At 44.0% G+C, this 26,810-nt stretch carries 17 protein-coding genes; 6 read left to right on the top strand and 11 right to left on the bottom strand.

Annotated features, from left to right (window positions below):
- Window positions 1-2: 2 nt before the first annotated feature.
- From AB4493_RS07875 to dptF, 5 genes are all read right to left on the bottom strand, one after another.
- Window positions 3-596, bottom strand: coding sequence for a hypothetical protein (locus AB4493_RS07875; protein WP_372154795.1), 594 nt, complete (start codon window positions 594-596; stop codon window positions 3-5).
- Window positions 597-599: 3 nt separating this feature from the next.
- Window positions 600-1,112, bottom strand: coding sequence for a hypothetical protein (locus AB4493_RS07880; RefSeq protein WP_372154796.1), 513 nt, complete (start codon window positions 1,110-1,112; stop codon window positions 600-602).
- 203 nt (window positions 1,113-1,315) lie between these two features.
- Complete coding sequence (gene dptH / locus AB4493_RS07885) at window positions 1,316-6,403, bottom strand: DNA phosphorothioation-dependent restriction protein DptH (RefSeq protein ID WP_372154797.1); 5,088 nt, start codon at window positions 6,401-6,403, stop codon at window positions 1,316-1,318.
- Window positions 6,384-7,724, bottom strand: coding sequence for a DNA phosphorothioation-dependent restriction protein DptG (dptG, locus tag AB4493_RS07890; protein ID WP_050712515.1), 1,341 nt, complete (start codon window positions 7,722-7,724; stop codon window positions 6,384-6,386). The genes dptH and dptG overlap by 20 nt, the downstream gene beginning before the upstream one ends.
- Before the next feature lies 1 nt (window position 7,725).
- A complete protein-coding gene (dptF, locus tag AB4493_RS07895) occupies window positions 7,726-9,315 on the bottom strand; it encodes a DNA phosphorothioation-dependent restriction protein DptF (protein WP_372154798.1) in 1,590 nt (529 codons plus the stop codon).
- A gap of 318 nt (window positions 9,316-9,633) precedes the next feature.
- Between dptF and AB4493_RS07900 the strand changes: the two genes are divergently transcribed.
- The 5 genes from AB4493_RS07900 to AB4493_RS07920 all read left to right on the top strand — a co-directional run bounded on the left by AB4493_RS07900 (window position 9,634) and on the right by AB4493_RS07920 (window position 15,994).
- Window positions 9,634-10,491, top strand: a complete 858-nt coding sequence (locus tag AB4493_RS07900; protein ID WP_102266013.1) for a YafY family protein — start codon at window positions 9,634-9,636, stop codon at window positions 10,489-10,491.
- 72 nt (window positions 10,492-10,563) lie between these two features.
- On the top strand, window positions 10,564-11,508 hold the full coding sequence (locus AB4493_RS07905; RefSeq protein ID WP_102428288.1) for a hypothetical protein: 945 nt from the start codon (window positions 10,564-10,566) through the stop codon (window positions 11,506-11,508).
- 196 nt (window positions 11,509-11,704) lie between these two features.
- Window positions 11,705-12,472, top strand: a complete 768-nt coding sequence (locus AB4493_RS07910; RefSeq protein ID WP_372097112.1) for a 1-acylglycerol-3-phosphate O-acyltransferase — start codon at window positions 11,705-11,707, stop codon at window positions 12,470-12,472.
- Between the two features lie 147 nt (window positions 12,473-12,619).
- Complete coding sequence (locus AB4493_RS07915) at window positions 12,620-13,990, top strand: MBL fold metallo-hydrolase (protein WP_372154799.1); 1,371 nt, start codon at window positions 12,620-12,622, stop codon at window positions 13,988-13,990.
- Window positions 13,991-14,446: 456 nt separating this feature from the next.
- Complete coding sequence (locus tag AB4493_RS07920; protein WP_372097116.1) at window positions 14,447-15,994, top strand: alanine/glycine:cation symporter family protein; 1,548 nt, start codon at window positions 14,447-14,449, stop codon at window positions 15,992-15,994.
- Between the two features lie 145 nt (window positions 15,995-16,139).
- On the opposite strand, the gene AB4493_RS07925 is transcribed toward AB4493_RS07920, so the two are convergent.
- The 5 genes from AB4493_RS07925 to guaB all read right to left on the bottom strand — a co-directional run bounded on the left by AB4493_RS07925 (window position 16,140) and on the right by guaB (window position 24,485).
- Window positions 16,140-16,733 carry an acetate uptake transporter gene (locus AB4493_RS07925; RefSeq protein ID WP_010440610.1) on the bottom strand — a complete coding sequence of 198 codons (594 nt, stop codon included), beginning with the start codon at window positions 16,731-16,733 and terminating at the stop codon, window positions 16,140-16,142.
- Window positions 16,734-17,239: 506 nt separating this feature from the next.
- Window positions 17,240-18,790, bottom strand: coding sequence for a Na+/H+ antiporter NhaC family protein (locus AB4493_RS07930; RefSeq protein WP_372055847.1), 1,551 nt, complete (start codon window positions 18,788-18,790; stop codon window positions 17,240-17,242).
- 275 nt (window positions 18,791-19,065) lie between these two features.
- Window positions 19,066-20,778: a glycoside hydrolase family 19 protein gene (locus tag AB4493_RS07935; protein ID WP_372147212.1), complete on the bottom strand. Its 1,713-nt coding sequence runs from the start codon at window positions 20,776-20,778 to the stop codon at window positions 19,066-19,068.
- 324 nt (window positions 20,779-21,102) lie between these two features.
- Window positions 21,103-22,656 (bottom strand): glutamine-hydrolyzing GMP synthase, encoded by a 1,554-nt coding sequence (guaA, locus tag AB4493_RS07940; protein WP_017066418.1) that lies wholly within the window; start codon window positions 22,654-22,656, stop codon window positions 21,103-21,105.
- A gap of 365 nt (window positions 22,657-23,021) precedes the next feature.
- Complete coding sequence (guaB, locus tag AB4493_RS07945) at window positions 23,022-24,485, bottom strand: IMP dehydrogenase (protein WP_017062496.1); 1,464 nt, start codon at window positions 24,483-24,485, stop codon at window positions 23,022-23,024.
- A gap of 244 nt (window positions 24,486-24,729) precedes the next feature.
- Between guaB and xseA the strand changes: the two genes are divergently transcribed.
- Complete coding sequence (xseA, locus tag AB4493_RS07950) at window positions 24,730-26,076, top strand: exodeoxyribonuclease VII large subunit (RefSeq protein WP_065584650.1); 1,347 nt, start codon at window positions 24,730-24,732, stop codon at window positions 26,074-26,076.
- Window positions 26,077-26,169: 93 nt separating this feature from the next.
- On the opposite strand, the gene ureG is transcribed toward xseA, so the two are convergent.
- Window positions 26,170-26,808 (bottom strand): urease accessory protein UreG, encoded by a 639-nt coding sequence (gene ureG, locus AB4493_RS07955; protein ID WP_017062498.1) that lies wholly within the window; start codon window positions 26,806-26,808, stop codon window positions 26,170-26,172.
- Window positions 26,809-26,810 lie beyond the last annotated feature (2 nt).

Raw genomic sequence — 26,810 nt, forward strand, 5'->3', positions numbered from 1 at the left:
ATCTAAAATGCTGGTTCAAAAGCAGGAGCCGCTTTAGTAGGCTCAAGCTTTACACGAATAGGTGCTTTAAAAGTCTTATTTCCGGGTGGGTTAAATAGATTAATCAAACGTTTTTCTATATCCAGAATCTGTTCAGAGGTTGCTTCATCCATTGTCACGTACCATAACTCTAACTTCCCTAGGTTAAGGACTTTCTTCAATCGACTAGCACGATCACTAGGCATATTTTCGGTCCAATGCACACTAGGGCAATTATTTATTTCATTCTTATAATCCGAGTTAAATCGCTTAAGAATACTACTATCTCCACTAGCAGCAGAACCTACATATACAACATAACGAAAATCAGCAATATCATTATGGCATTCTATTGTGAACCCAGGGCGCCAAATAAAAAGATATATTCCTTTGCTGTCAGGTAAAGATTTATAAGTTGCAGAAGAGACATTTGATACTCTTTCCCAACCCTCACCACACACATCAATGTCCTCACTAAGAGCCGAAAAGAATTTATCGTCCTGCAAAAACTCCATAGGAAAATAAAGTTCTAATGGACAGCTATCGCTTGTTCTATATCTCGCTAGTGCTTTTTCCATAATCTATAACCGTTTTTTAAGTGATATATCTATCGCATTTATTCTATTTGTTTTTGCACCTTTATAGGTAAACTTACCCTCTAACTCACCTCCGGCAGACACCACATACATGAGCAAAGTTCCAAAACTAGACTTACACTTATTTTGGGGAGACAATGATAGCATTACAACTCCATCCAATATCTGCCCTTGCACTTGGTATCTTCCTTGTGATTCTGATTCAGAACTTTTATAGCTCTGCGAAAACCAACCTTTTAGAACATGCCCATATTGCTTTTCAATGTTAAGAACGTAACTAACCGTTTGTGTTGCATCCTCCATAACTTCTACGGCTACACCTTGTTCTCCTGTCATTTCAACAAGAGTCCACTCCCCCTTTACATCGACGCCTCTATAAATCTGAGTTCGGAGCCAGGGCGTGAAAACCGTCGCCCAAGTTTTAATGGTTAACCAAACTAAGAAGGCAGAAACTATCCCACTTGGAATACCTAATAAGATTGTCTCCCAATAATTCAAAGTCTATCCTTTATGCTATTTAATACTCCGAAAGAGCATATACATTATTATCATTTAACGCTATCAGTATGATTTAAAAGTACTATCCAATTCTCATATATCGCTAAATGCATCCCTAAAACTATTTCAACCTGCACACTATAATCTTGAGATCAAGTTACAAATCAAAAAAACGCCCTGAAAGGGCGTTTAAAATCATAAGGTTACTGCAGAATCTCCCAGAATGCTCTGTCTCTCATAGGAAGTATCTTCTTAGCTCCATCAATATACAGGCTATAGTGCTTCTCCAGCTTGTTGATGGTTTCCATCAACTTCTCTTGCTCAGCTTTCTCATTGACACCAAACATGGCTTTCAGCTCTTGTGGGCGAATCTTCGCAACGCGGTGAATTACCCACGTAAGCACGTAACTTGAGTAATCGTTTTCACCAGTTTGGAAGTGAGTGATGTCTTGTGTAGAAAGAATGACGCCAACACCGTATTCGCGGCCTTCCTTCAAGATCTTACGTAAGCTAGGGAAGTTCTGAGACATGAAGTTATCGGCTTCATCCACCAAGATCATCTTAGTAATTTGACGGAAATCGCCCTGCACCTCAGGCTTACCCTTCTTCTGCATCTGTGAGTAGAAAAGGTCTAACGTAAGTGCGACTACAAGGTTCTGGATCTCTGATGGGTAACCCGCCAGTTCAACCACCGTAATGCCATCAACCAAGTCATATAGGCTCATGCACTTGGTGTTGTCGTCTTCAAAAATCTCTAGCTCATACAAGCTTTCAAGTGCCGCATATAGTGAATCTTCATCTGGCTCTGTTTCAATGAATAAGTCCCACACCTGTGAGATTGTCGGCGCTGCTTTTGACCAAGTACTTGGATCTGCTTTACGAATACCTGCTAACTCATACGCTTCGCCTACTAGCTTACGCAAACGCAGTTGCTGTTTTTGCCCTAGGCCAAACGCTTTACCCATGGTTTCAGAGAAGCCACGTGCGGTGTGCACAGGTAGCATTGGTGTGTCACCAAACAAGCTCAGTGGATTGTACGGCAGTTTATGAAGGTTAAACTTCTTACCCGAAGTCGCTTGTTGGAACTTATCGTCTACATAATCTGATTTGTAGTCGAAAATAAGCATGCCAATTGGCGCACCATTTACGTTGTCTTCTTGGTTGCGGTAAAGCTGAGTGATCACCGACTTGGTAAACTGCGTTTTACCCGTACCCATAGTGCCAATAATACCAGTATTGGTATTCATGAATTTGGCGGTATTGGTTGGCTCCCAGTTCAGTGGTGCTTGTGTTAGCGCATTGTGGCCAAATAGCACGTTTAGGTTGCTGTTAGATTCAACCTTCAACAACGGCTCAACGACTGGCGATACTTGCTCTTCAACAACAGGCTGTTCAGGCAGCACTAATTCTGTAGTTTCAACCTCATCAGATACTACAACTGTTGGCTGTGATTCAGCTTCAGGGAGTTTTTCTAATCGAGTTTCGCCATTCAGCACATACTCACTTGGCACGTGGCAAAGTTTCACCACATCTAATTCGTTCAACACTTCTTGCAGCGGAGTTTCCACCAGGCCAGGAAGTAGCCCCATAGGTAGGTCGACTTTTAACACCCCTTCCATCATTTGGTAGTCAGGTTGTAAACAGCCAGCCCCTTCAAGGTGGCTAACCACAAAGCCTTCTGGGTAATCTGCAATTTGACCAAGTGAGTAGTCACCTCTTAGCCACTCTTCTTTGTTTGCCAGCAAAGTGTCGAAGTAATCATCAGCAAATACTTTGTATAAGCGATACTTATCAACTTGCATCAAAACTTGGCGCATGAACAAACCACGGTATAACTTGCTCGCTAAGTCTTTGTTGCCAAGTAAGTCTTGGCTTAAGTAACGCAATAGCTCTTTTGATTGTTTAACGGCTTTGTTGTAATTCGGCACCGAACCCGTTTTCACTTCGACAGGTAGCAGGTACATGTCTTGGTCTTTGAAACCAACCAGCAACACATCGTCAGAAATTTCGCCTTTCTTGTAACCTTGAACATTACGAGAGAATTCACTGTCAGACATCTTCAGGCCAATGTTGCCCGATACGCGAATCATCTCGGCAACGGACAGAGGCACCCATGTAATGTCTGAATCATGCACTAGGCTAGTCACAAACTTGTAGGCACCAATCACGCCTTTGCGCTCTTTATTGATGGTTGGCGCGCAAGTCATCATTTTCAACAGCCAATCACCGTTGAACGCGTTGAACTCATTGATTTGGCCACCATCACCTTGCTTGATGACTTTCTCAAACAAACCGCGCTGTGCAGTAACAGTGATTGCATCGTAGCTAGAAGAGCTGGTGTACTGATCTGAATAGTGAATCAATACTACATCTTCATTGCTGTGGAAGAAGTCCAACGTCACTTTCGGATCAATGATAGTCGTCCAGATAGAACTCTCGTACGAACGCTCCAGTAAGCCTTTAAAGTCCTCACTGACTGCTAAGGCAACTGCATTTGCACCGTGATATTGAGTGTTCGGTTTGAGTGCTGGCTTCAATAGAGCACCAACATACTTCGCCATCATTAAGTGTGGGTAGTCTTGGTAATCCGTTCCTTTCAAGCCAAAACCCGTAAAGTACGAGCCAGATTTACTTTCAGAAGCATCACCCGTTAGTAGGCCGTCACAAGCTATGCCTGATGCCATATCTTCAATCGCAATGTCTGAACAATCGACCTTGTCGTTATTACGGAAAAAGGAAAGATGCGCATAAGACTGGCCATCTTTTTCGGCTTGGGCATTAGTGAACTTGCTGTAAGTTAGGCGCGTGCGAAGAATGTCGATAATAGTATCGGCAACTTCACGAACTTTACCCTTGTTCAGCTCTAACCACTCTTTCAATTCATCGTAATTGGCTGTTTCTGCGAATCGGTCAAACGCATTAAACGCTAACTTGTCGTCATACAGATTAATATGAATCGACGCAGCCTGATCTTGGTTACTGCGGACATAATCCACCAGCCCCATAAATAACTCTTCAGCGCTGTCTTGGTTCACCGCATTAACGATAATGCTCTTCTCGGAGCCTGTGAACAATTGGCTGAATGCCGTTTGGAACTCGTCGATTTTCTCTTTTACTAACTTGCGAACGAACGTAAGAGAGCTTTTCTCTTGTGGCACACTCTTGATCCAGAACGCATTCTCTTTCACCTGTTGGTTATAAGAAAACTCATGTTTTGGGTGGTAAACATATGGCAGTAAACCTTTTGGCGACAAGCGTTCAAAAGTGACATCAGGAAGCTGAGCAAAGCTCTTATCATCACGAATCGCACCTCTTAGATTGAGGTAATAAGCCAAAATCAGCGGGTGGAAAGGTGAGTAGTACTCTTCATCTTCAGATTGTACCAAACCGATTTTCAGCGCTGATTTTTGCTCTTTGGTCAGCATGCTACCCGTTGGGATCGCTTCAAAATACGCTAAGCAAGCATCAACTGTATTTTGGACAAGTGTTGTAAACTCATCGCCCCAAGATGCTAATGAAGGCGTACTGCGGCGTTGTTCTAGGTAATCAAAAAGCTCAACGTAAGAAGAGTGAATAGCCTCATCAATCGCTTGCAGGTCATCGAGCTTAATCGCACCCGAATCAGCAATAGAAACAACTTTTTGGTTGATGAATTCTTCTTCCCAACGAAGCAGCTTTAAACGAACACCTGGTACAACGAACTCACTATTATCGATACCCACTTTGCCTTTTTGAGAATAAAATTCGCCGTTATATTCATCTTTGAAAAGCTTGTGATAACGACCTCTATTAATCAATAAAGGTAAGCTCAATGAATCGGTGGCTACTGCACCTTCCACATTAAACTTAAGCTGGTTATCGCCAGATTTTACTGCAAAATCTATTTCGTCAGCTTCATTAGCTAAGGCTTCAAAATCCACTACGGCGTAATCTGCTGCATCAACAACCTGCTTAGCATCAAGCAGTGAACATGCGCTGCCTTCATTAGCTCTAATTTGCAGTTTGTTCTCTTCCATGTTCAAGGTTAAGCGCTGCTTCGCTGGTGCAGGCTCTACCAAGAAGATGTTTTTGAATGGCTCAATATAGAACTCGCCTTTACGAACCACTAAACAACGGAAGTTATAAACCTCAGATTTGTTCTCACGCTTTAGAGCTAAGTTAAAAAACAGTGGCTCATGCTTATACGTACCTTTCAAGCTAGCTCGTGTCGTTTTAAAACTGTTACGTGTTTCAATTACTTCTTCGTTATTAAGCGCTTTAGCTGGCTGAATTTTGAATTGGCTTTTATCAAGATTGCTCGCACCTTGGAAGAGAAGCTTCAGTTCAAACTCATTTACATCTTCATCTAACTCGATGATTAAGTGGCGGTCACGCATGCCCGCTTTGGTTTCTGCACGGTTACGTGCAGTGATTGCCATGCCATCGCTAGCTTGCTCCTCTTCAAGAACAAGTTGCTGCTGAGCATTGCGCTTTTTCTCTTGTAGGAATGCTTCGAGCTCAACGTCTTTCCATGCATCTGTTTCTGAGAAGTTCTCTTTAATAAATTTCTCGCCGAATGATTTCAAGCGGTCTTGAAGCTGACCACCAAAGTGCTCAACTTCAAAAGATAGCTCTTCATAAAGCGCACGGTTGTCTTCTAGGCGTTTTTTAATTTGCTTAGGATTGCCGCTCATTTCAGCTACAAGCGGATCTTCAAACATGCCCAACTCATTGAAGCGTAAGTCTCCGTCTTCAACGGCTTTGTATAGAGACTCGAAGCCAAACATGGTTGCGCCATCTTCTAAAATGGCATCGAATTGATCATCAAGCAGACAGTTCGACACATCGCGCCCTTTGTCTTGCTGATCGATTAACCCTTTCATTGCCGCTTTGATCTTTGATGCGCTCCAAACCTGTCCCACTTGAGCCAGGTCTTCTGCAGAGTTGATCAAGGTATCAAGCAAGCTGTTATGGATCACAACTAGAGCGCAACCTTTTAAGTAGCCAGATTGGCTCGCCACTTCGTCACGTAAATGAGAGATGTAGTTTTCAGTGAAACCTTCGAACTCTGCTGGGTTTTCGCTATGAATCACAGGTACGATTTTGCAGCCTGACAGTTCAATGAATGGCAACCTGATATCGTTAGTCGCATCAATGCTGTTTTCAGAATGAGCCGTCATCGCTTGATACAAGCGCATACTATTTTCATTGTCTGGCGACTTAAATTGATAACGGAAACCTGCCTTGATGTGTGTTTCAGCATCCGCTAAAAACTGCTCTACTAGAAAGGTCTCAAATTGTTTTACGGACATAAACTGCGTCTCCACTATCACTCATGCGCTCTACGTTACCAATGCGCTCATAGAATTTAATTAGTTCTTGTTCTGTTTGTTTATCAACGAAAATGCCACGTTGCTCAAAGGCTGTGATCAGTTCGTGGAAACGGAGTTTGTCCTTTTCTCCAACAACAAGGTTGGTCAATAAGATGATGTAGTCTTGGTTGAGTACGAGTACTCGACCGCTGCGGCCTCGACTTTGAATAAAGTGAGACGCTAAGTACTTCTCGACTTCTGACACATACTTCTTGTTGATATTGAAACGTTCGCCGACGCTAAACTGTGCGGATGCGAGCTTCATTATGTTACCGAGCCAGTCGAGCGCCAGTTCTGATTCATCTAAAGCCGTGTCTAGATTACGCTGTGACTTAAACGCTCTGGCAAAGTTTTCTAGTTGTTCTTTTAAATGAGTCGACTTCGACTCTTGAATGCCCTTCGATATTTCCCACAGGGGTACTTTTATCGCGTTCTTATCTCCAACACCCGGCTGAAGTAGCTCAAGCATCGTCAGCATAGGGAATAGTCGAGTGGCAGACTCATTAAACAGCTTATAGCCATGATTCTTAATATGAGTACGCTCATTACTGGCACGCTCATGATCCATAATGAAATAGAGAGGCTTAGCCACTGGCTCTTGACCACTACGCCAATCTGTTAGCGCTAAACTCAACTGTGCAGTGTATGCGAAACCATAAAAAGACAGGAACGACTCTATTTCACTAAGCAGATACTTAGGGCGACTTGCCAAGAATTTCAGGTCGTCACGGAATGCTTTCGAAAGATAAGGTAGATACGGTTTCTCGCTCGCTTGCAATGACGAGTCAGACTTCATTTTTCCACGAAGCGTAGAAAGCATTTCACGTTCAATAAAGTTTAATTTGGCATCAAACTCTTCTACACGCATGTTCTGAAGTAAATTGGTGTACATAGAAGCAACACGTGAATCACCTGCTGCAAATTCACCTTTTTGAGCACGGAACAGAAGGAGTTCAGGGCTCACAGTAAAGATGTCTTTGTTTTCAAAATACATCTCTTTTAGCACTTGCCAAAACTCTTCTTCACCAAGCTTTTCTTCAAACGCACTTTGGCAATCGGCCACAAACTGTTCGTAGCTATAACCTTCTACTTTTTTACGCAGAAGCCCACGCAAAACTAAACCGATGACCGCATCAAAATCAAAGTCATTACCCTTGGTTCGAATAGGTAAATAGCTGCTTAGGCTGTTTTTATTCGGCACGCCTTCCGCAGTTTGTGGCAACGATTGATTAAATGGTTGGGTGTAATTATCCATTGTCATTTTATAAGCCACTCACTTCGAAATATTCATCATCTTCATTCACGATCTTGTAGCGTTTGTCGTTTTTCAGAATAAACAGAGTATTCTTTTCGTTCGCTACCGTGATGATCTGCTCTATTACTTCATCCAACAAAAGCACCGCATTTTTGTCATGCTTATTCGGTCGGTACCCTTGGTTGATTTTTTCCAACAAATCCAACAAGTTAATACTTATCGGCATTGGCAGAAGTGAATGGTCATCAACTCGAATATGAGCGTTAAATGAGCCTATCTTGCCCACCGCTTGTGTTTTAATCGATGAAAAATCAGGTTTCACTTCAAGTTCAGCTGCTGTTTTGAAGCCATTGTATTCAGAGACAAAGAATTGGTCTTTATCGAGTGATGGCGAATTGCGGTTACAATAGCGATGTACAGCTGCAATGAGAGTGTCTTTATAAAACTTATTCAGTTCTTTTTTCTGCTTTCCAGAAAACTCGCTATGAAGTAGCCAGATGTTTGCGTATTGCTCAACCAAAGAGTTATCAAAGTCTGCTTTCAGCTCATTGATATAACTATTCGCAAATTGCTCTTCGTCTTTCAACAGATAAACCATGCGCAAGTATGAAGCAGCAGTGAGCACATCAAATACACCGAGCGCTTTCACTTGATCTTTAAGTTGTGCGAAACCTTTATCTTCGATCCCTAAACCAAACTGAAGAACGAACTCATCCACTTTGCGAGTGTGAATATTGCTTGGGTCAAAGCTTTGAATATGTTCAAGTAACTCGTTATCAGAGCCTGAATACAAATTATCAAACAAGTATCCATCGCTCGCTAAGATTTGGTACACAAAGTCCAGTAACGCTCGAGCCGTTAAGAACTGGTCTTTGATTAAACGAGCCTTTAGCAACAAAGAAATAATATTCTTTTGTACAGATTCTAACCCTAACAACGCATAGTTTGCCGTGAGTTTACTGTGGCCTAACTTTTGTACTTCGCTGTCATACAGGGCGTAAAACGGGTTGTCCAACGTTGGTTCCGTTAAGCGTGCGAGAAACTTAGCAGCAAAGTCGGATGTGCTAACTTCGTGGCCAAGCGTAAATTTCGGGTACTGCTCGAAATCTAAGAAAATGTGGTTCGCTGGAATATCGTCCGTTTTGTTTTCCAAGAACGCTTTTATCGAAGCTTTAATATCGTCGTGTTGTTCAGCACCTTCCTCAGCATAGTTGCCTAACATTCCGATATTAATGCCAACAACAAGTGGCTTATCATTTCCTTTGAACTGTGAGAATCGCTCATCCAACGCATTGATTGCCGTCTGATTTGGGTTAAAGCTGTGTGTCGCATCCAGATGGAATTCATGTGTCGCTTTATGCTTCTGGCTATACTGAGTCAGAATCTCAGATTTACCATCACCACTACTGCCACACAAAAATATGATGTCACTTTTCTTAGAGGACAGCAGAGACTTTTTAAAGTCCACTTCGATATCTGTAGTGATGTACACATGGCTTTTATAATCAGCCAGAAGATCTTGATTTTGCTCTCTTTCTGTACTTACCGCGTAGGGCGATGATTTAGAAAGTATGCTGAGGGCTTTTTCTAAGTTCAAAGGAATCTCTTCAAAATTTGATTAAACGGACTTTTTTTGTGGAGATAAATAGTATCAAACACGGAAAAGTAACGGTACTTGTAACCATAAAAAAATGGAATGAGTGGATGAGTTAACATCACCATATGCAAATTGTTTATCTTACTCGCTTTACAAACAAATATTGTGTTTAGTATTAGAAAAGTATGATTTAGCTTACATTGCGTTACGTAACACTCCGCAATTTTAACCGTTGAGTGTGTACTATACCCATGTAAAAAATGTACGTATATTCTGTACACATCAACATGTATCATTTTCAGGCATTAGATAATTGTTATGACAATAAAGTGGGATCAGTTACTGCGCTTCAAATTAATCGAAGTTGTTGCATTGTGGGAGGGTCGCGTTACGACTAATCACCTATGTAACTCTTTCAACATTAAGCGACAGCAAGCCTCTAGAGACATCAAAGCTTATCAAGAGCACTTTTCTACTTCACCACTTGTTCATGATCGTAGTATTAAAGGCTACCGACTTACTGATCATTTTGCGCCAAAGTTTACAAAAGGCACTCCTAACGAGTATTTGTCGCTACTGCACAAATACAACAGTGACCATGTAGACGGCTTTAATTTAAAAGATCTGGGTTTCGCAGACTCTATTGTCCTTTCAGTCCCAGACAGGCAGATAGCCCCTATAATCGTTCGTAGACTTCTTCAAGCAGCACGAGAAAGACGCAGAGTTGATATAGAGTATGTATCAATGGATAACCCTGAAGGGCGAGGCAGAAATATTGTTCCGCACACTATCGTATTTGATGGATTTCGCTGGCACGTGAGAGCATATTGCGAAGAAAGAAAGATGTTCTTAGACTTTGTATTGAGCCGATTTAGAGGTGAGCCTGAGCTGCTCAACCAATCGGAGATTAACATCGAAGACGATGAAGATTGGGCAACAGAAGAAATAATCGAAATCATCCCAAATCCACATCTTTCACCCGCACAACAGCAAATAGTGAAAGTCGACTACGGGATGCATGATGCGCCATTTACAATTGACTGTCGACGAGCATTGATTAAGTATTTGCTCAAACGTTTGGATGTCTGCGTAGATACTAAGAAGCTCTCTTCAGCTCCAAAAAAGTACCAATTAACCCTAGCGAATCCAAAGAATATAAAACGCTGGTTGCTATAGTGGTATAGCAAGACATTCCCCATAGGTAAATACTCACTACCTTTATCTCGATAACTCAGAAATGGTTCAAAATTGACAGTTAACACATACTCGCACATAGATACCCCATTCAATCTGCGCCACACCTGTTGGTTTTGTGGTGAGCCTTCCAGTAACCTTGTTGAATTTCCTAAGACAGCGCAGGCAGTTGCCAAGATTGGCCATTCACCGATAGCACTGCCGGCTTGTAATGAGTGTGCGAGAATTAACTATTCAAAGAATCTGACCTCAATTTGGTCTGTGCGCGATCAGATAAAACACACTCTGATAGACAAGTACGCTAAGCACCTTGGCATCGGTGAGAACTGGACGGAGCAAGAGCTTATTGATTCTGATTTCTCGGGTTCGACGCTCGGTGGGTTTGGGCGCAGCGCTTGGAAGATGTATCAAATCGCCAAGCAACGCGTCGATTATAAAGGCTGGCCTTTGTCGGTTGATGACATCCCACTTGAGGTATACGACGAAACCAGTGGCTTTGAGTTTGACGGTACTCGTTATGCCTCAATCAATTCATGTATCGACTATTTCACCAAGGCAGCAGGCGTAGACAAAGAGCTGTTGTCGCAGCTTGTCGACATCGTTTCATCAGAAAGGTTTAGCTACGCACTGCGAATCACCAAGCTGAACAAGAATGTCTCTAATACCAAGCGCTCGGAGATCGTCGAAGAGGTACTACAACAAGAGTCTGAACAAGAAGAGATACTGCTTGAGCAAGCTAATTCAATGTTTAACCCAAACGTCGAAGAGGTGAATATTTCAGGCTCAATAGCGCCTGTATTTGCCATTCAGTGGGCGCTGGCTAACAAGGTTAAAGATTTAGCCCACCTTTGTGCTCTCGAAGATGAGTATTTTGACTATTTCGAGCACCTCGGCGGCCCTGCAGCTTTCATGTCCTATAACGGCCTACAACTCTATTTAGAGTCGCGTCAAGATCCTGAATGGGTAGAAGAGTTGGATCCAAATAAACAGTATTGGTGAACATGGCTCGCTACTGGTGAACACGTGTAAGCTCGATAATCGTGTCAAACACCCATTGTTAGTCCTTGTTTTATATAAAGATCTAAAAACAGAACCCTATAACAGTTAATTGTTGCAATTCGGTTAAATAGAGTGAAAACTTCAAGCATCTAAAACTATTTAATCACTGCCATCTGCGGTGAGTAAGGAGTGAATTGTGCTTGCTGTTCTTCGTATTATTTTGGCTACGGTGTTTATTATTTTCACCACTCTATGTGCTTTTGTTTACTGCTTGTTTAGCCCCAAGAACCCCAAGCATGTGTACGTTTTCTGTCGTTGGTTCAACCAACTCCAAAAGATCATCGGTGTAAAACTGGTGCAACGCGGCCTAGACAATGCCCCGACACCAGAAAACAGCGTCTACATCTCTAACCACCAAAGCATATTGGATTTTGTGACCGATCCAGGAATGCTAAGACCACGCACTGTTTCATTGGGCAAACGCGATTTGTTGTACGTGCCTTTCTTTGGCCTGCTGTATTGGATCACCGGTAACATCATGATTAACCGCGAAGACAAATCCAAAGCACGCGATACCATCAAGCAAGTGGCGGAAGCGATTCATCAGAGAGATCTGTCTGTTTGGGTTTACCCGGAAGGAACCCGTAGTAAAGGGCGTGGACTACTGCCATTCAAAACAGGCGCTTTCCGAATGGCAATTGAAGCTGGTGTGCCTATCACCCCGATGTGTACTAGCACCACGCACAATAAGATCGACTTTAATCGTGCCAATAATGGCATTGTGATCACCGAGATGTTGGAACCTATCGATGTGACTGGCTACAAGATCAGCGACGCTAGAGAACTGGCCAATCGCTGTCACGCACTCATGGCAGAGAAAATAGCAGAGCTTGATGCCGAAGTGGCTCGTTTAGAGGCGCAGCAAAAAACAGAGTTGGATTCAGATCGTTCTTCTACGAACTAACTCGCAACGAAAGCACTGAGTCATCGCTCAGTTACTTAAAAAGACACTCAACGATCGCAACTCTCATTGTTCTTGTTTTACTTGCTGGCGCTTATCCGCAAAATAAAAACAGGCGTTAACGGCTTTATAGAGCAATGGGAGCAAACGATGGAAGTGATTCACCATGGTGGCAAACATACTGTCACAGGATCTTGTCACGAGCTAAGAGATTCAGGCCAAGCGGTGCTCATCGATTGTGGCCTTTTTCAAGGTTTAGATCTTCAAGGTAAAAAGCTTCAAGGTGCGGACACTCGCCCTCTTGATATTGAATTTGAAACATCCCACCTCAACGCTCTGCTGCTGACCCATACTCACATTGATCATATTGGCCGATTACCTTGGTTACTCGCCAGTGGGTTTAACCAACCGATTTATTGCACGCAAGCCACCGCTGAGCTTGCCCCTTTAATGATTGAGGATGGCTTAAAGCTGCAAGGACTCAGCAATAAACAGTCGAAGCTGATACTCAAAAAGATTCATTCGCTAATTGCTCCCAAGCCTTACGGGGAATGGTTTCCAATCACGTCTAAACAGCAAAACAACGGAAAGGATCATCATAGGCCAAATACTCTACATGCTCGCTTTCAACCTGCGGGGCACATCTTAGGTTCTGCCTATATCGAGATTAAATTACCCAACCAAGAGGTGGTAGTCTTCTCTGGCGATTTAGGCCCAAGTAACACACCACTACTGCCCGATCCTAAGCCACCACGACAAGCCGACTATCTGTTTATCGAATCCACTTATGGCACCAGTACTCATGATGATATCGCTACGCGAGCTGAGCGCCTCAAAGCAATAATTGATCGTTCACTGCTCGACGGTGGCGTTATTCTAATTCCGGCCTTCAGTATCGGCAGAACTCAGGAACTGCTGTTTGATATCGAGCACCTGATCTTTGAGCATCAACTCAGTAGCGATATTCCTATTATTCTCGATTCTCCGATGGCTCAAAAAGTGACGCGTTCATACCGACGTTTTAAAGAGTTGTGGGGACAAGAAGCAAAGCAGCGTCTTGAACTGAAACGCCACCCACTCGCTTTTGAACAATGCATTACTGTTGATGGGCATAGAATGCACAAGAAAATCGTCAATCGCCTCAAGTCGACAGGTGAACCCGCGATTGTGGTCGCAGCTTCTGGAATGTGTCAGGGCGGCAGGATAATGAACTACTTATCAGCCTTGCTTCCCGATAAACGAACCGATGTGATTTTAGCTGGCTATCAAGCGCACGGGACGCTCGGACGAGAGCTGCAACAAGGCGAAATGCAGGTTTTTATTGATAACAAAGACGTTGAGGTTAACGCTCAAATTCATGGCATGTCTGGCTATTCTGCCCATGCTGATAAAGGGGACCTCTACCAATTTATAGAAGGCATCGCGACGCCACCGAAAGAGGTGCATTTGATTCATGGCGAGCCAAATACTCAGTCTGAATTCGCTAAAGAATTACAGGCGCGAGGGTTCGTGGTTGTTTGAAACAGGCATCAAATTAACAACTTTTACTAGGTAGATATTAAAGCCTCAATTATCAAACCTTCAAAAGCCATAGTCTCTTAGACCTGCTAGCTCACCCAATGTAGGTGATATATTCCAACCTACTTATCTCACCATCCATATGTCAGCCGTTTATGCTAAGCGGCTTTAACCGCTGTTTTGCGCAATTTCGTTTCTTATGCGCATCTCAAGATCCCCTTTCTGTATTAATCACTATTTATTCACTTTGCAAAACACCAGAAAAACACAACCAGTTGCATAGGTAATTAAATAGAACGATTATCAAATTAGCACTAAGCGTTAACAAATACCCCCTGTAACATGCTTTATGTCACAGTAATCCTAATAGGCAGTTAAATAATTTAACACTCGGGTTACAAGTGAAGTATTGTGTTGTTCGAAAAACAATCATAAGCAAAACTAACAGGGAAAATACTCATGCAGTCATTCGTTGATTTTTTGAATGGAATAATCTGGAGTCCAGTACTTATCTACCTATGTTTAGGTGCAGGTTTGTTCTACTCCATCATGACTCGATTTGTTCAAATCCGTCACTTCTTTGAAATGTGGCGCTTGCTACTATCGGGTAAAAGCTCATCAAAAGGCATCTCGTCTTTCCAAGCTCTAGCCGTTTCGCTATCTGGCCGTGTCGGTACAGGTAACATTGCTGGTGTTGCTGCCGCTATCGGTTTCGGTGGCCCAGGTGCAGTATTCTGGATGTGGGTTGTAGCCTTCTTTGGCGCCGCGACTGCTTATGCAGAATCTACGCTAGCGCAAATCTACAAAGAAGAAGACGAAGGCCAGTTCCGTGGTGGTCCGGCTTACTACATTGAAAAAGCAATGGGTCAGAAGTGGTACGCATGGATCTTCGCTATCGCGACTATTTTTGCATGTGGTATTTTGCTTCCAGGTGTTCAGTCAAACAGTATTGGTAATGCTGTAGAAGCTGCATTTGGATCAGGTGATATGATTGAAACAGCTGTCGGTACATTCAGTTTCGCTAAAATTTTCACCGGTACTGTTGTTGCTATCATCCTTGCTTTCATCATCTTTGGTGGTGTTAAACGTATTGCGAACTTCACACAAATCGTTGTTCCATTCATGGCACTGGCTTACATCATCATCGCGTTCGTTATCATTCTGCTAAACATCGGCCAAGTGCCAACGGTTTTCGCAATGATCATTGGCGATGCATTCACACCTATGGCAGGCTTCGGTGCTGCAATTGGTTGGGGTGTTAAGCGTGGTGTTTACTCAAACGAAGCGGGTCAAGGTACAGGTCCTCACGCGGCTGCGGCTGCAAGTGTTGATCACCCAGCTCAGCAAGGTTTAGTACAAGCATTCTCTATCTACATCGATACTCTTCTAGTATGTTCTGCTACAGCGTTCATGATCATCATCACTGGTGCTTACAACGTTCACGGCGGCGCTGAGGGTGTGTTCCTTGTTCAGAACCTAGCAGCAAACATCGGTGCGAATGGTCCTGTATTTACACAGCTTGCTATTGAAAGTGCACTACCAGGCATTGGTAAGCCATTCATCGCATTTGCTCTGTTCTTCTTCGCATTTACAACGATTCTTGCTTACTACTACATCGCAGAAACGAATATTGCTTACCTACGTCGTACCATCAAGATCCCTGGCATGATGTTCGTACTTAAGCTTGTTCTTATCACTGCCGTTTTCTATGGCACAGTTAAAACAGCGAACCTTGCATGGGCAATGGGTGATGTTGGTGTTGGCTTGATGGCATGGTTAAACATCGTTGGTATTCTGATCATCTTCTTCATGTCTAAGCCTGCGCTTAAAGCTCTAGCTGACTACGAAGAACAGCAGAAACAAGGCGTAACTGAGTACACATTCAACCCTGTAAAACTAGGCATTAAAGGTGCAACTTACTGGGAAGAGAAGTACAAGCGTAAAACAGGCAAGTCTCCAGAAGCAGAAGCTGCAGACACTAAACCTGTAGAGCAGCCTTCAGCTTAAGCTTTCCTTAGCAAATAGATCGCTTTAACAAATAGTGCTATTAATAACGCATAAAAAAGGGGTTAGCTATTTCGGCTAACCCCTTTTGTTTTATTCATAACCAATAAATGGCTTATAACAAACTAACTGTTCCCGAGTTAGAGTATTAAGCAGCGATTTCTTGTGTTGCCATTTGAGGGGCTTTCTTCTCACCGATAGGCAGTACTGTGCGGCCGTATTCGTTGTTGATTACTTGTGCCATTGCAAAGTAGATAGCTGAAGCGCCACAGAAGATACCTTCAAAACCAGCGATAGTGCCGATTAGTTCGCTGCCAGTGAAATCACGAGCTGCAAGTAGGAAGAACAAGATAGTTAGTGAACCGAATACTACTTGCTTCGCCACTGGGTAGCATAGAGAGCCAATGAACATGAAGCCTGTGAAGATGCCCCATAGTAGTAGGTACCAACCCATGAATGCTGCAGGGCTTGCAGGTAGACCCATGTAAGGCATCACGATTAAACCAACCAAAGACAACCAGAATAGGCCGTAAGAAGTAAACGCAGTTGTACCGAACGTGTCACCACGTTTGAAACACATTGTGCCCACGATAACTTGGCTCAAACCACCGTAAAAAATACCCATAGCAAGAATCATTGAATCGATTGGAAAGAAACCTGCGTTGTGGATATTAAGAAGAATAGTGGTCATACCGAAACCCATTAAGCCTAGTGGCGCTGGGTTAGCTAGTTTGGTCGACATTGCGAATTTACCTTATTAAAGTGGTTGATTAAAAAAAAACAATAAAAGTTGTCAGAAAATTTTAATCTATAAACCGTACAACTAGGTAATCCAGTTATCGAAAACTAAGATTGTGTAAATGATCTTATGGAAAATTAGTTTCATAACAACGCTAATTAATTCATAGAACCTATAAATGAACAAATTCCCTGTCGCGCTATGAAAAAGATGCGAGTAACGAGATGCGAGATACGAAAAGAGTCTTTAGATTCGAGTAAGCGGGATAAGAGGAGCAGGTCTCGATTGAAGCGTCATTCCAGAATCGAGGGACGAGATATCTGGAATCTCCTCTTCGATATAAGCACGTTTGGCGCACTAAAGAGATTCCCTATCACGTTCGTTCCTCACTGTAGGGAATGACGGAAGTTTGCTTAGATGCGAGTAAGTGAAATGAAGAACAAGAGAGCGAGCTTTTCGTTACTCGTTTACTCGCATCCCGTATCTACTCACTCACCTGTTATCTTAAATTATGCTTGTTGAGCTTTAGACTCAGACACTTGAGATTGAACGTCTGAAGAAGCGTTTTTACTCGCATCGCGCTTGGCTAACAACGTCACGACAATCAACTGAGCAACAAGAGCGCCTAACACAACCAATGCACTTCCCGTAAAGCCTGCGACTACAAAACTAATCAGAGCAATAGAGCCGTTCATCAATGCGTAAGGAAGCTGCGTCTTAAAGTGTTCAAACTGATCACACCCTGCCCCGGTTGAAGAAAGAATCGTGGTTTCAGAAATCGGTGAGCAATGGTCACCAAACAAGCCACCAGACAACACAGCGCCAATTGCGACGAGAAGCGGAGCATCTATCGCAATCGCGGTTGGAATAACCAATGGCATCATTATCGCGAAGGTTCCCCACGACGATCCCGTTGCGAATGAAATGATAGCCGATAATAAAAACGCGACCGCAGGTACTAACCAATATGGAAAGCCGCTCTGTGCTTGCTCAGCAATATAAGCCGCTGCACCCAACTCTTTACCAACGGTGCTTAATGCCCAAGCCAGTACCAAGATGATCGCGACTGGCATCATGTTTCCCATACCTTTTAAGTACACAGAAACACCATCTGAAAGCTTTCTTACACCGTAGTAAGCCATTAGCGAGATTAAGGTAATCGCCGCAAAGAAGTAAGCCGATGATAAAGCAGCTCTGAACGATGAACCTGCGACCTTTTGGAATGGGAAACCTTGTGGTACCAGCATGGCACACAACACCACCAGCATCACTAACAATGGTGCCCAGACAAAAGATGCCTTTGCATTTTTATGCGAGAACGGATTTAGTGATTCGTTATTCACGCCAGAGTTAATTCCCGCCTGGCAATCACGCTCAGCTTTTGCCATTGGCCCAAAATCTAAACCTTTAACGGACACGAGCGGAACGATGAAAATCGCGAGGAATGCGTAGAACTGAAAAGGAATCGCACCGATGAACGCATCCCAATCAGACATATTGACATTCAACGCCGTAAACTCTTTTTGAATCAGGCTCATGATATACACGCCCCACCCGATAAAAGGGATAAGGATCGCGACGGGTGATGATGTAGAGTCGATGATGAATGCCAACTTCTGTCTAGAAAGTTTCAGTTTATCGAAAAGAGGGCGAAAGACAGGACCAACAATCAACGGAGTACCTAAGTCAGAGAAAAATATCACGATTCCTCCAAACCACGCAGACAATTGAGCTTGGCACTTGTTGCTTACCCACTGAGTCACACGCTTAGCAAACGCAACACCACCACCCGACTTTTCCATCAAAGCGACAAAACCACCGATGAACACCAACAGCATGATCACGCCAGCGTTGTAGCTATCTGTAAGCTGAGGGACTAGGTAACCTTTAACCATGGTACCAAACGTATCAAGCGGGTTAAGTTCGCTAAACATGCCAGTCAGCATCGCAACACCACTCAGCACGCCAGCAAAAAGGCCAATCACCACATTCCTTGTCGCCAACGACAACACCAAAGTAATCACAATGGGGATGAGTGACGTGATATCTGTCTGTTCCATAGGTACACCTTAACCCTAAAACAAAAAAGAATAAATATAATTTAAATTTGAATATAAATTCACACTCATCGTTTGTACAGAACTTTATCCTCTAACTGGATAATTAGTCTTTAAATGCGCTTCAACATAGCCAAATAGACCAATAGCCCTCCTTAGATAGCCAAGTTCGAAACGAAAAAAAGCCGAAAGTAGACACTTTCGGCTTTTGATTATTTATATCATTATGATCGTACTACTGAACTCGTCGGTTAGACCGCTTTTCAGTATTCAGACGATCAATTACAACTAATTTCATCCCAGAACCAATTCGATTGAACTGGGCTTTCCCATACGCCCGGGCCGTTTTTAGCCACGAAGCACTTGCCGTTATGCGTCACTTTATCGCCATTACTCACTTGGCTAACACCGGCTTGCCACGTAATAAATTCAGATGGATCGACAACCACTGGCGGTTCTGTCACAGGTGGTTCAACGGGTGCAGGGTCTACTGGTTCTGGATCGACAGGGGCAGGATCAACAGGCGTTGGATCTGTCACAACTGGTGGTGTTGGCTCGCCCGCTACTAGTTTCCAAGGGCCACCATTGGCAGGGTCATCCCCTTGTGTCCACCATTTCGCTTCATAGGTTGCGCCGTTATGCGTCACTTGGTCACCCGCGTTGTAAACCTTGGTCGCACTCCAACCATTACCACCCGGATCAGTACCAGGATCTACCGGATCCAGCTTATCGACAACTTTCACTTCAGGCCAACTCGCATGAGAACCATAGAAGTTGGTCACACACTTCTCGTAATCACCAGCCACCAGTGCGGAATAAGCCGTTTGGAAACCAACAAGCTCACACTCAAACGAGTAACCTTCTGGGCGGTCTGCGTAGTATTTCCAGTTACCATCCCAGTTGGTGTACAACACATCCGTTGCTCCGTTGAGGTTTAAGCTTCCGTAAGGCGTTTGCTGCCAACAAGTATTGGCTTCATCCGCTTCTACCGGAATTTCATAGTGCGCTGCTAACCCTTCCCAATAACGAATACGGTTAACGGGTTGGCCTTTGTCTTTGTTCTGCTCGCCACATTCAATACCACCATTGATCACGTTGATTGTGGTACCAAAGCCATAACCAATACCCGCATCCAATTCGCGTTGAGATGGCGTCCAAGTGCGGTCGATGACATGCAGCATAGCTGGTTTAGGTGCTTGAGGGGTAAGGAAAAACCAAATAGCAGAAGCTAAGTTCAACCAAGAGTCCGCCACTAAGCCCGGATTGTTGAGAAGCACCGTCGCGTCACCATCAAACATCACTTCAGAGAACGCGCCATAATTAAAATGGTAAGAAAGCTGTTTAGCACCACGTCCGAAGTAGCCCTGTCCCGCAGCACATGGCCAACGGGCATTCTGCCAATCGTTCTGACCACAACCGGTGGTGTAACCTTCTTGGCCTTCAGACCAACCCATTTCGCGAACATGCACCAGCGCTTGCTGCCACTCTTCTAGAGCTAATGGATTATCAGAGGTGTTGTCTATCGCGATATGCCCACCCGTCTCTTGTGAAAAGTGAGCAAAGGCCGTGATGATGGATTTTTTACAGATAGCATCAGAATCACGGCCATCGGTGTACTCTCCACAGAAGGCTGGGAATTTGCCAATTGCACGTAAGAAGCGAGTGTAGGTGTATTCTGGCGCTGCCATCTGAGTGAGGAAGTTCCATTCCGATTGAGGGAACACGCGCTCTACACGCTTTACGTTTTCAGGGTTGGAGGGGGAACCGGGTTCAATCGCTTCAACGATTGTATTCGGGCGAGTTTGAAGGGCCTGTGACCAGATCGCATACATAGGATCGGATGTTTTCGCTTGTTCAGCAGCTTGTAGAGCCGACTTTTCAACAAGGTAACCATTCGGATTTTGCGGATCAGGTTGAATGTTCAAAGACGCATGACTTTGCGCTGCTAAAGTGCAGCCCAGTACTGTCGCCAAATATTTGATTTTTAACATGATGGATTCTCTTATCTGTCCTTAATAAGTCCATCAAAGAGTATGCTTCACATGTGGAATGGCCTAGCTGTAGCTGTGTGAATTTATAAAAAGTGTGAGTGATCTTTTTGATACATGGCTCAGCACAACAAAGCGTCTCATGGTTTCTTGAGCTGATATCTAGTTTCCAACTCATTTGGTTTCTAGTTATTGTTCATTTGATTTCGAGGTATTGCTCATAAGCCTTTAATGTAATGAATCAATATAATCAATCGAAAAGAAAAAAGCCCCGAACTGAGTTCGAGGCTTAAGATCTTAATCAAAGCTGGTTAAATCTCTAAGAGATTATTCCCACTCGATAGTTGCTGGTGGCTTACCAGAAATATCGTAAACAACACGTGAAATGCCGTTAACTTCGTTGATAATACGGTTAGAAACCTTACCTAGGAAGTCGTATGGTAGGTGTGCCCAGTGAGCAGTCATGAAGTCGATAGTTTCTACGGCACGTAGAGATACAACCCAATCGTACTTACGGCCATCGCCCATTACGCCAACTGAACGTACTGGTAGGAATACCGTGAATGCTTGAGATACTTTGTGGTAAAGGTCAGCAGCGTGAAGCTCTTCAATGAAGATCGCATCTGCGCGACGCAGTAGATCACAGTACTCTTTCTTCACTTCGCCAAGTACACGAACACCTAGACCTGGACCCGGGAATGGGTGGCGGTAAAGCATGTTGTATGGAAGACCAAGCTCTAGACCGATCTTACGTACTTCATCTTTAAACAGCTCACGTAGAGGCTCAACAAGGCCCATTTCCATATCATCAGGAAGACCACCAACGTTGTGGTGAGATTTGATTACGTGTGCTTTACCTGTCTTAGATGCAGCAGACTCGATTACGTCTGGGTAGATAGTACCCTGAGCAAGCCATTTAGCATTCTTCAGTTTCTTAGACTCTTCATCGAAGATATCTACGAATACGTGACCAATGATCTTACGCTTAGCTTCTGGTTCAGCTTCGCCTTCAAGAGCATCAAGGAAACGTTGCTCAGCATCTACTTTGATGATGTTTAGGCCAAACTTGTTGCCGAACATCTCCATAACCTGCTCACCTTCGTTTAAACGAAGAAGGCCGTTATCAACAAATACACATGTTAGTTTGTCGCCGATAGCTCGGTGAGCAAGCATCGCAACTACAGATGAATCAACACCACCAGAAAGACCAAGGATAACTTCGTCGTCACCTACTTGTTCTTTAATACGTGCAACTGCATCTTCAATGATTGAAGCTGAAGTCCACAGACCTTCACAACCACATACGTTAAGAACGAAGTTCTCAAGCATTTTCAGGCCGTTTTTAGTGTGTGTTACTTCTGGGTGGAATTGAACACCGAAGTACTTCTTCTCTTCGTTTGCCATTGCAGCGTATGGGCAAGTGTCTGTTTCAGCGATCTTTGTGAAATCAGCTGGAATCTCAACTACTTTGTCGCCGTGGCTCATCCAAACATCTTGAGTAGACTCAAGGTCTGCGAAAAGTGCAGATTCACCAGTTACTTGTACAGCAGCGTAGCCGAACTCGCGTTCAGTAGACGTTGCTACTTTACCGCCAAGTTGCTCAGCCATAGTTTGCATGCCGTAGCAGATACCGAATACAGGAACACCTGAATCAAATACGTACTGAGGTGCACGTGGAGAGTTCTCTTCCGTTACACTTTCAGGGCCACCAGATAGGATGATACCGTCTGGATTGAATTCACGAATATCCGCTTCTTCTACGTCCCAGCTCCAAAGTTCACAGTAAACACCGATCTCACGAATACGACGAGCTACTAGCTGTGTGTATTGAGAACCGAAGTCCAGAATTAGAATACGTTGGTCATGAATATTTTTAGTCATTGTAAGCAGTCTTATTGGCTATGTGATAAAACGGAGGCGAGTTTACTCACCTCTGATTAACTCTTCAAGAAATAAAGCAAACGTTTTCGTTAGATATCTTTAACCACGTGTTTTGAGAAAATCGGACTTTTAACAAAACAGGCGGTAGATATAATACCAATCACAGTAAGTAAGTGTTCAGGAATAGCGTAGGAAAAAAGCCTGAGAACGAGGCAGGATTTTCTGATAAGTAGTTATTCTACAATCAAAAATTCTAACGAAGTTATCGAGGTTTTTAACAAGCTAGGATGACCAGTTATTTACTACGATTGGTATATTAATGTGCCGACTAAATCAGCACATTATTCAAACGTTTGGACGTATTATTAACCTAAACGGTAGTTAGGTGCTTCTTTCGTGATTTGAACATCGTGTACGTGAGATTCTTTCATGCCCGCACCAGAGATACGAACAAACTCAGCTTTAGTACGCATGTCTTCAACAGTTGCAGAACCCGTTAGGCCCATGCTTGAGCGTAGACCGCCCATCTGTTGGTGAACGATCTCTTTTAGACGACCTTTGTATGCGATACGACCTTCAATACCTTCTGGAACAAGCTTGTCTGCAGCGTTGTCAGATTGGAAGTAACGGTCAGAAGAGCCTTGAGACATAGCGCCAAGAGAACCCATACCACGGTAAGACTTGTAAGAACGACCGTTGTAAAGGATAACTTCACCCGGTGCTTCTTCAGTACCAGCGAACATTGAACCAACCATCACACAAGATGCGCCAGCAACGATAGCTTTACAGATATCGCCAGAGAAGCGGATACCGCCATCTGCGATTACTGGAATACCGTATTCGTTTGCAACTTCCGCTGCGTCTGCGATTGCTGTTACTTGAGGAACACCAACACCAGTAACGATACGAGTCGTACAGATTGAACCTGGGCCGATACCAACTTTAACTGCACTAACACCCGCTTCGATAAGAGCACGTGCGCCAGCACCAGTTGCTACGTTACCACCGATGATTTGTAGATCAGGGTATGCAGCGCGAGTTTCGCGGATACGGTTAAGTACGCCTTCAGAGTGACCGTGTGAAGAGTCGATAAGTAGAACGTCTACGCCAGCTTCAACTAGAGCAGCAACACGCTCTTCGTTACCAGCACCAGCACCAACAGCTGCACCTACACGTAGGCTGCCGCGCTCATCTTTACATGCGTTTGGTTTACGTTCTGCTTTGTGGAAATCTTTTGCAGTGATCATTCCAGTCAGTTGGAAGTCATCATTTACAACAAGAACTTTTTCAACACGCGCTTCGTGCATTTTCTCTTGAACTTCTTCACGAGTTGCACCTTCTTTAACAGAAGCAAGGCGAGCTTTAGGCGTCATTACTACATCAACTTTCTTAGAAAGGTCAGTAACAAAGCGAACGTCACGGCCAGTAATGATACCAACCAATTCGTTTGTTTCAGTAACAACAGGGAAACCGGCGAAGCCGTGTTTTTGAGTAAGGGCTACAACATCAGCGATTGTCGCGTCAGGGCTTACAGTTACTGGGTGAGAAACCACACCAGCTTCGTAAATTTTAACCTGGCGAACCATTTCAGCTTGCTGCTCGATTGACATATTCTTATGAATAAAGCCAATACCACCTTCTTGCGCAAGGGCAATTGCTAGGCGTGCTTCCGTAACAGTATCCATCGATGCAGAGATCATTGGGATGTTTAAAGAAATGTTTTTCGTTAACTGAGTGCGAAGATCAGCTGTGTTCGGAAGAACGGTTGAGTGTGCTGGGACGAGTAAAACGTCATCAAAAGTTAAAGCTTCTTTTGCGATTCGTAGCATTTGCAATATCTCACAACAAAGGTGTTAAAAGGAGTAAACCCAACTTTATCGTTTCGCATAATAAAGTGATTTGGATTTGATATTGCAGACGGATTATACGCACGGCGAAATCGCTTGGCTACACATTTTTGTATTTTTAATTTGCATTTACCCCCTTGCTATGTATTATATTGCCGCTATCTTCCATACTCACGCCCTGTGAGATTCCAAGAAAGACCTTCCTTCAAGGAAAGATAGTGCTTCTATGACTAATCCAAACATCTTTACTGTTTCTCGCCTCAACTCAGAGGTTCGTCTCCTATTAGAAAACGAAATGGGAATAGTCTGGCTCGTTGGTGAAATCTCAAACTTCTCTGCACCTGTCTCTGGTCACTGGTACCTCACGCTAAAAGACTCTCGCGCTCAAGTTAAATGCGCCATGTTTCGTGGCAATAACCGCCGTGTGACCTTTAAGCCTCAGAACGGCAATCAAGTTTTAGTCAAAGCTCGCCTATCTCTTTACGAGCCACGCGGTGACTACCAACTGATCATCGAAAGCATGCAGCCAGAGGGTGACGGTAAACTTCAGCAAGAATTTGAAAAGCTGAAGATGAACCTTGCCGCAGAAGGACTGTTTGCTCAATCAAGTAAGCAAGCTCTTCCTGAACACCCAAAACGTGTTGGCGTTATCACATCTAAAACCGGTGCAGCGCTGTTTGATATTCTTGATGTACTAAAAAGGCGCGATCCTTCGCTACCGGTTGTGGTTTACCCGACCATGGTTCAAGGCGAAGAGGCGGCGATTCAGATTGCCCAAGCGATTGGACGCGCTAACGAACGCAATGAATGTGATGTGTTAATCGTCGGCCGTGGTGGCGGCTCACTGGAAGACCTATGGTGCTTCAATAACGAGATCGTAGCTCGCACAATCGCAGCAAGCCAAATCCCGATTATCAGCGCCGTTGGCCACGAAGTGGATGTCACTATCGCTGATTTCGTTGCCGATATGCGTGCCCCAACGCCATCAGCTGCCGCAGAATTGGTTAGCCGTGATAACAGTCATAAAGAACAAGCTTTCGCGTCTAAACGTGCTCGCTTAGTCAGTGCGATTCGTCATGTGTTAATCAAACAGGCGCAATCAACTCAAACGTTGAAATACCGCTTAGAGAAGCAACACCCTAGCTACCAACTTCAAAAGCAGAGTCAGCAGCTTGATGACCTAGATATGCGTTTGCGTCGTGGTATGACTCAATACCTAAAACAGCATGCACAGCGTGTTGAACGTAAACAGCACCAGCTTCAATTGAACTCGCCAGTGAAACGCCTTGGCGAACAGAAACTGCATCTGCAACGTTCAGAGCAAAAGCTATTGGATGCAATGGACAAGACATTACTAACCACTCGCCACCAGCTCGCTATGGCTGCAGAGAAGTTAGAGACCGTTAGTCCACTGGCAACCCTAAAGCGTGGCTACAGCATTACTCATTCAGAATCGAGCAAGACGGTATCATCGATTAACGATGTCGAAGTCGGTGAAGTGATCACCACTCAAGTTGAAGACGGTGTGATTGAGTCGCAAGTGACCACAAGAGTGACTAAGAGCGAGCTTTAAGTTCGACCTAACGTTTCAAACCAGAAAGCCCTATCGATAATCGACAGGGCTTTTTAGTATCTAACGCTTTCAAAAAACTAACCTATTCCAACCCTACTCAGTAGTAGAAGGCTCCTTCATGGTTAGCATCCCTTCAGTCACAATAAAGTTGATGATGAAGTCTAGCCCTTGGCTCTCTTTGAGGTTGGTGAACACGTATGGCTTGGTTGGACGCATGCGTTGTGTGTCTTGCTCCATCACCTCAAGTGACGCACCCACATATGGTGCTAAATCGATCTTATTGATAACCAGCAGATCAGAACGCGTAATACCCGGTCCGCCTTTACGTGGGATCTTCTCCCCTTCCGCTACATCAATCACGTAGATGGTAAGATCGGCTAATTCAGGGCTGAACGTCGCACTCAAGTTATCACCGCCACTTTCGACGAATACCACATCGAGGTTCTTATGCAGCTTGGCAAGCTCTTCTACCGCAGCTAAGTTCATCGACGCATCTTCACGGATCGCCGTGTGCGGACAGCCACCCGTTTCAACACCAATAATACGATCTGGTTCTAGAGCCTCTGCTCGCGTAAGTATCTTGGCATCTTCTTGAGTGTAGATGTCGTTGGTTACCACTGCGATATTGAGCTTGTCGCGAATCGCTTTACAAAGCACTTCTAATAGCGCTGTTTTACCAGACCCTACCGGGCCGCCAATACCAATTCGAAGTGGTTGCTTATAACTTTCCATTG

Origin of the sequence: Vibrio sp. 10N.222.55.A1 (assembly GCF_041473835.1) — a bacterium.
GTDB lineage: Bacteria > Pseudomonadota > Gammaproteobacteria > Enterobacterales > Vibrionaceae > Vibrio > Vibrio crassostreae_C.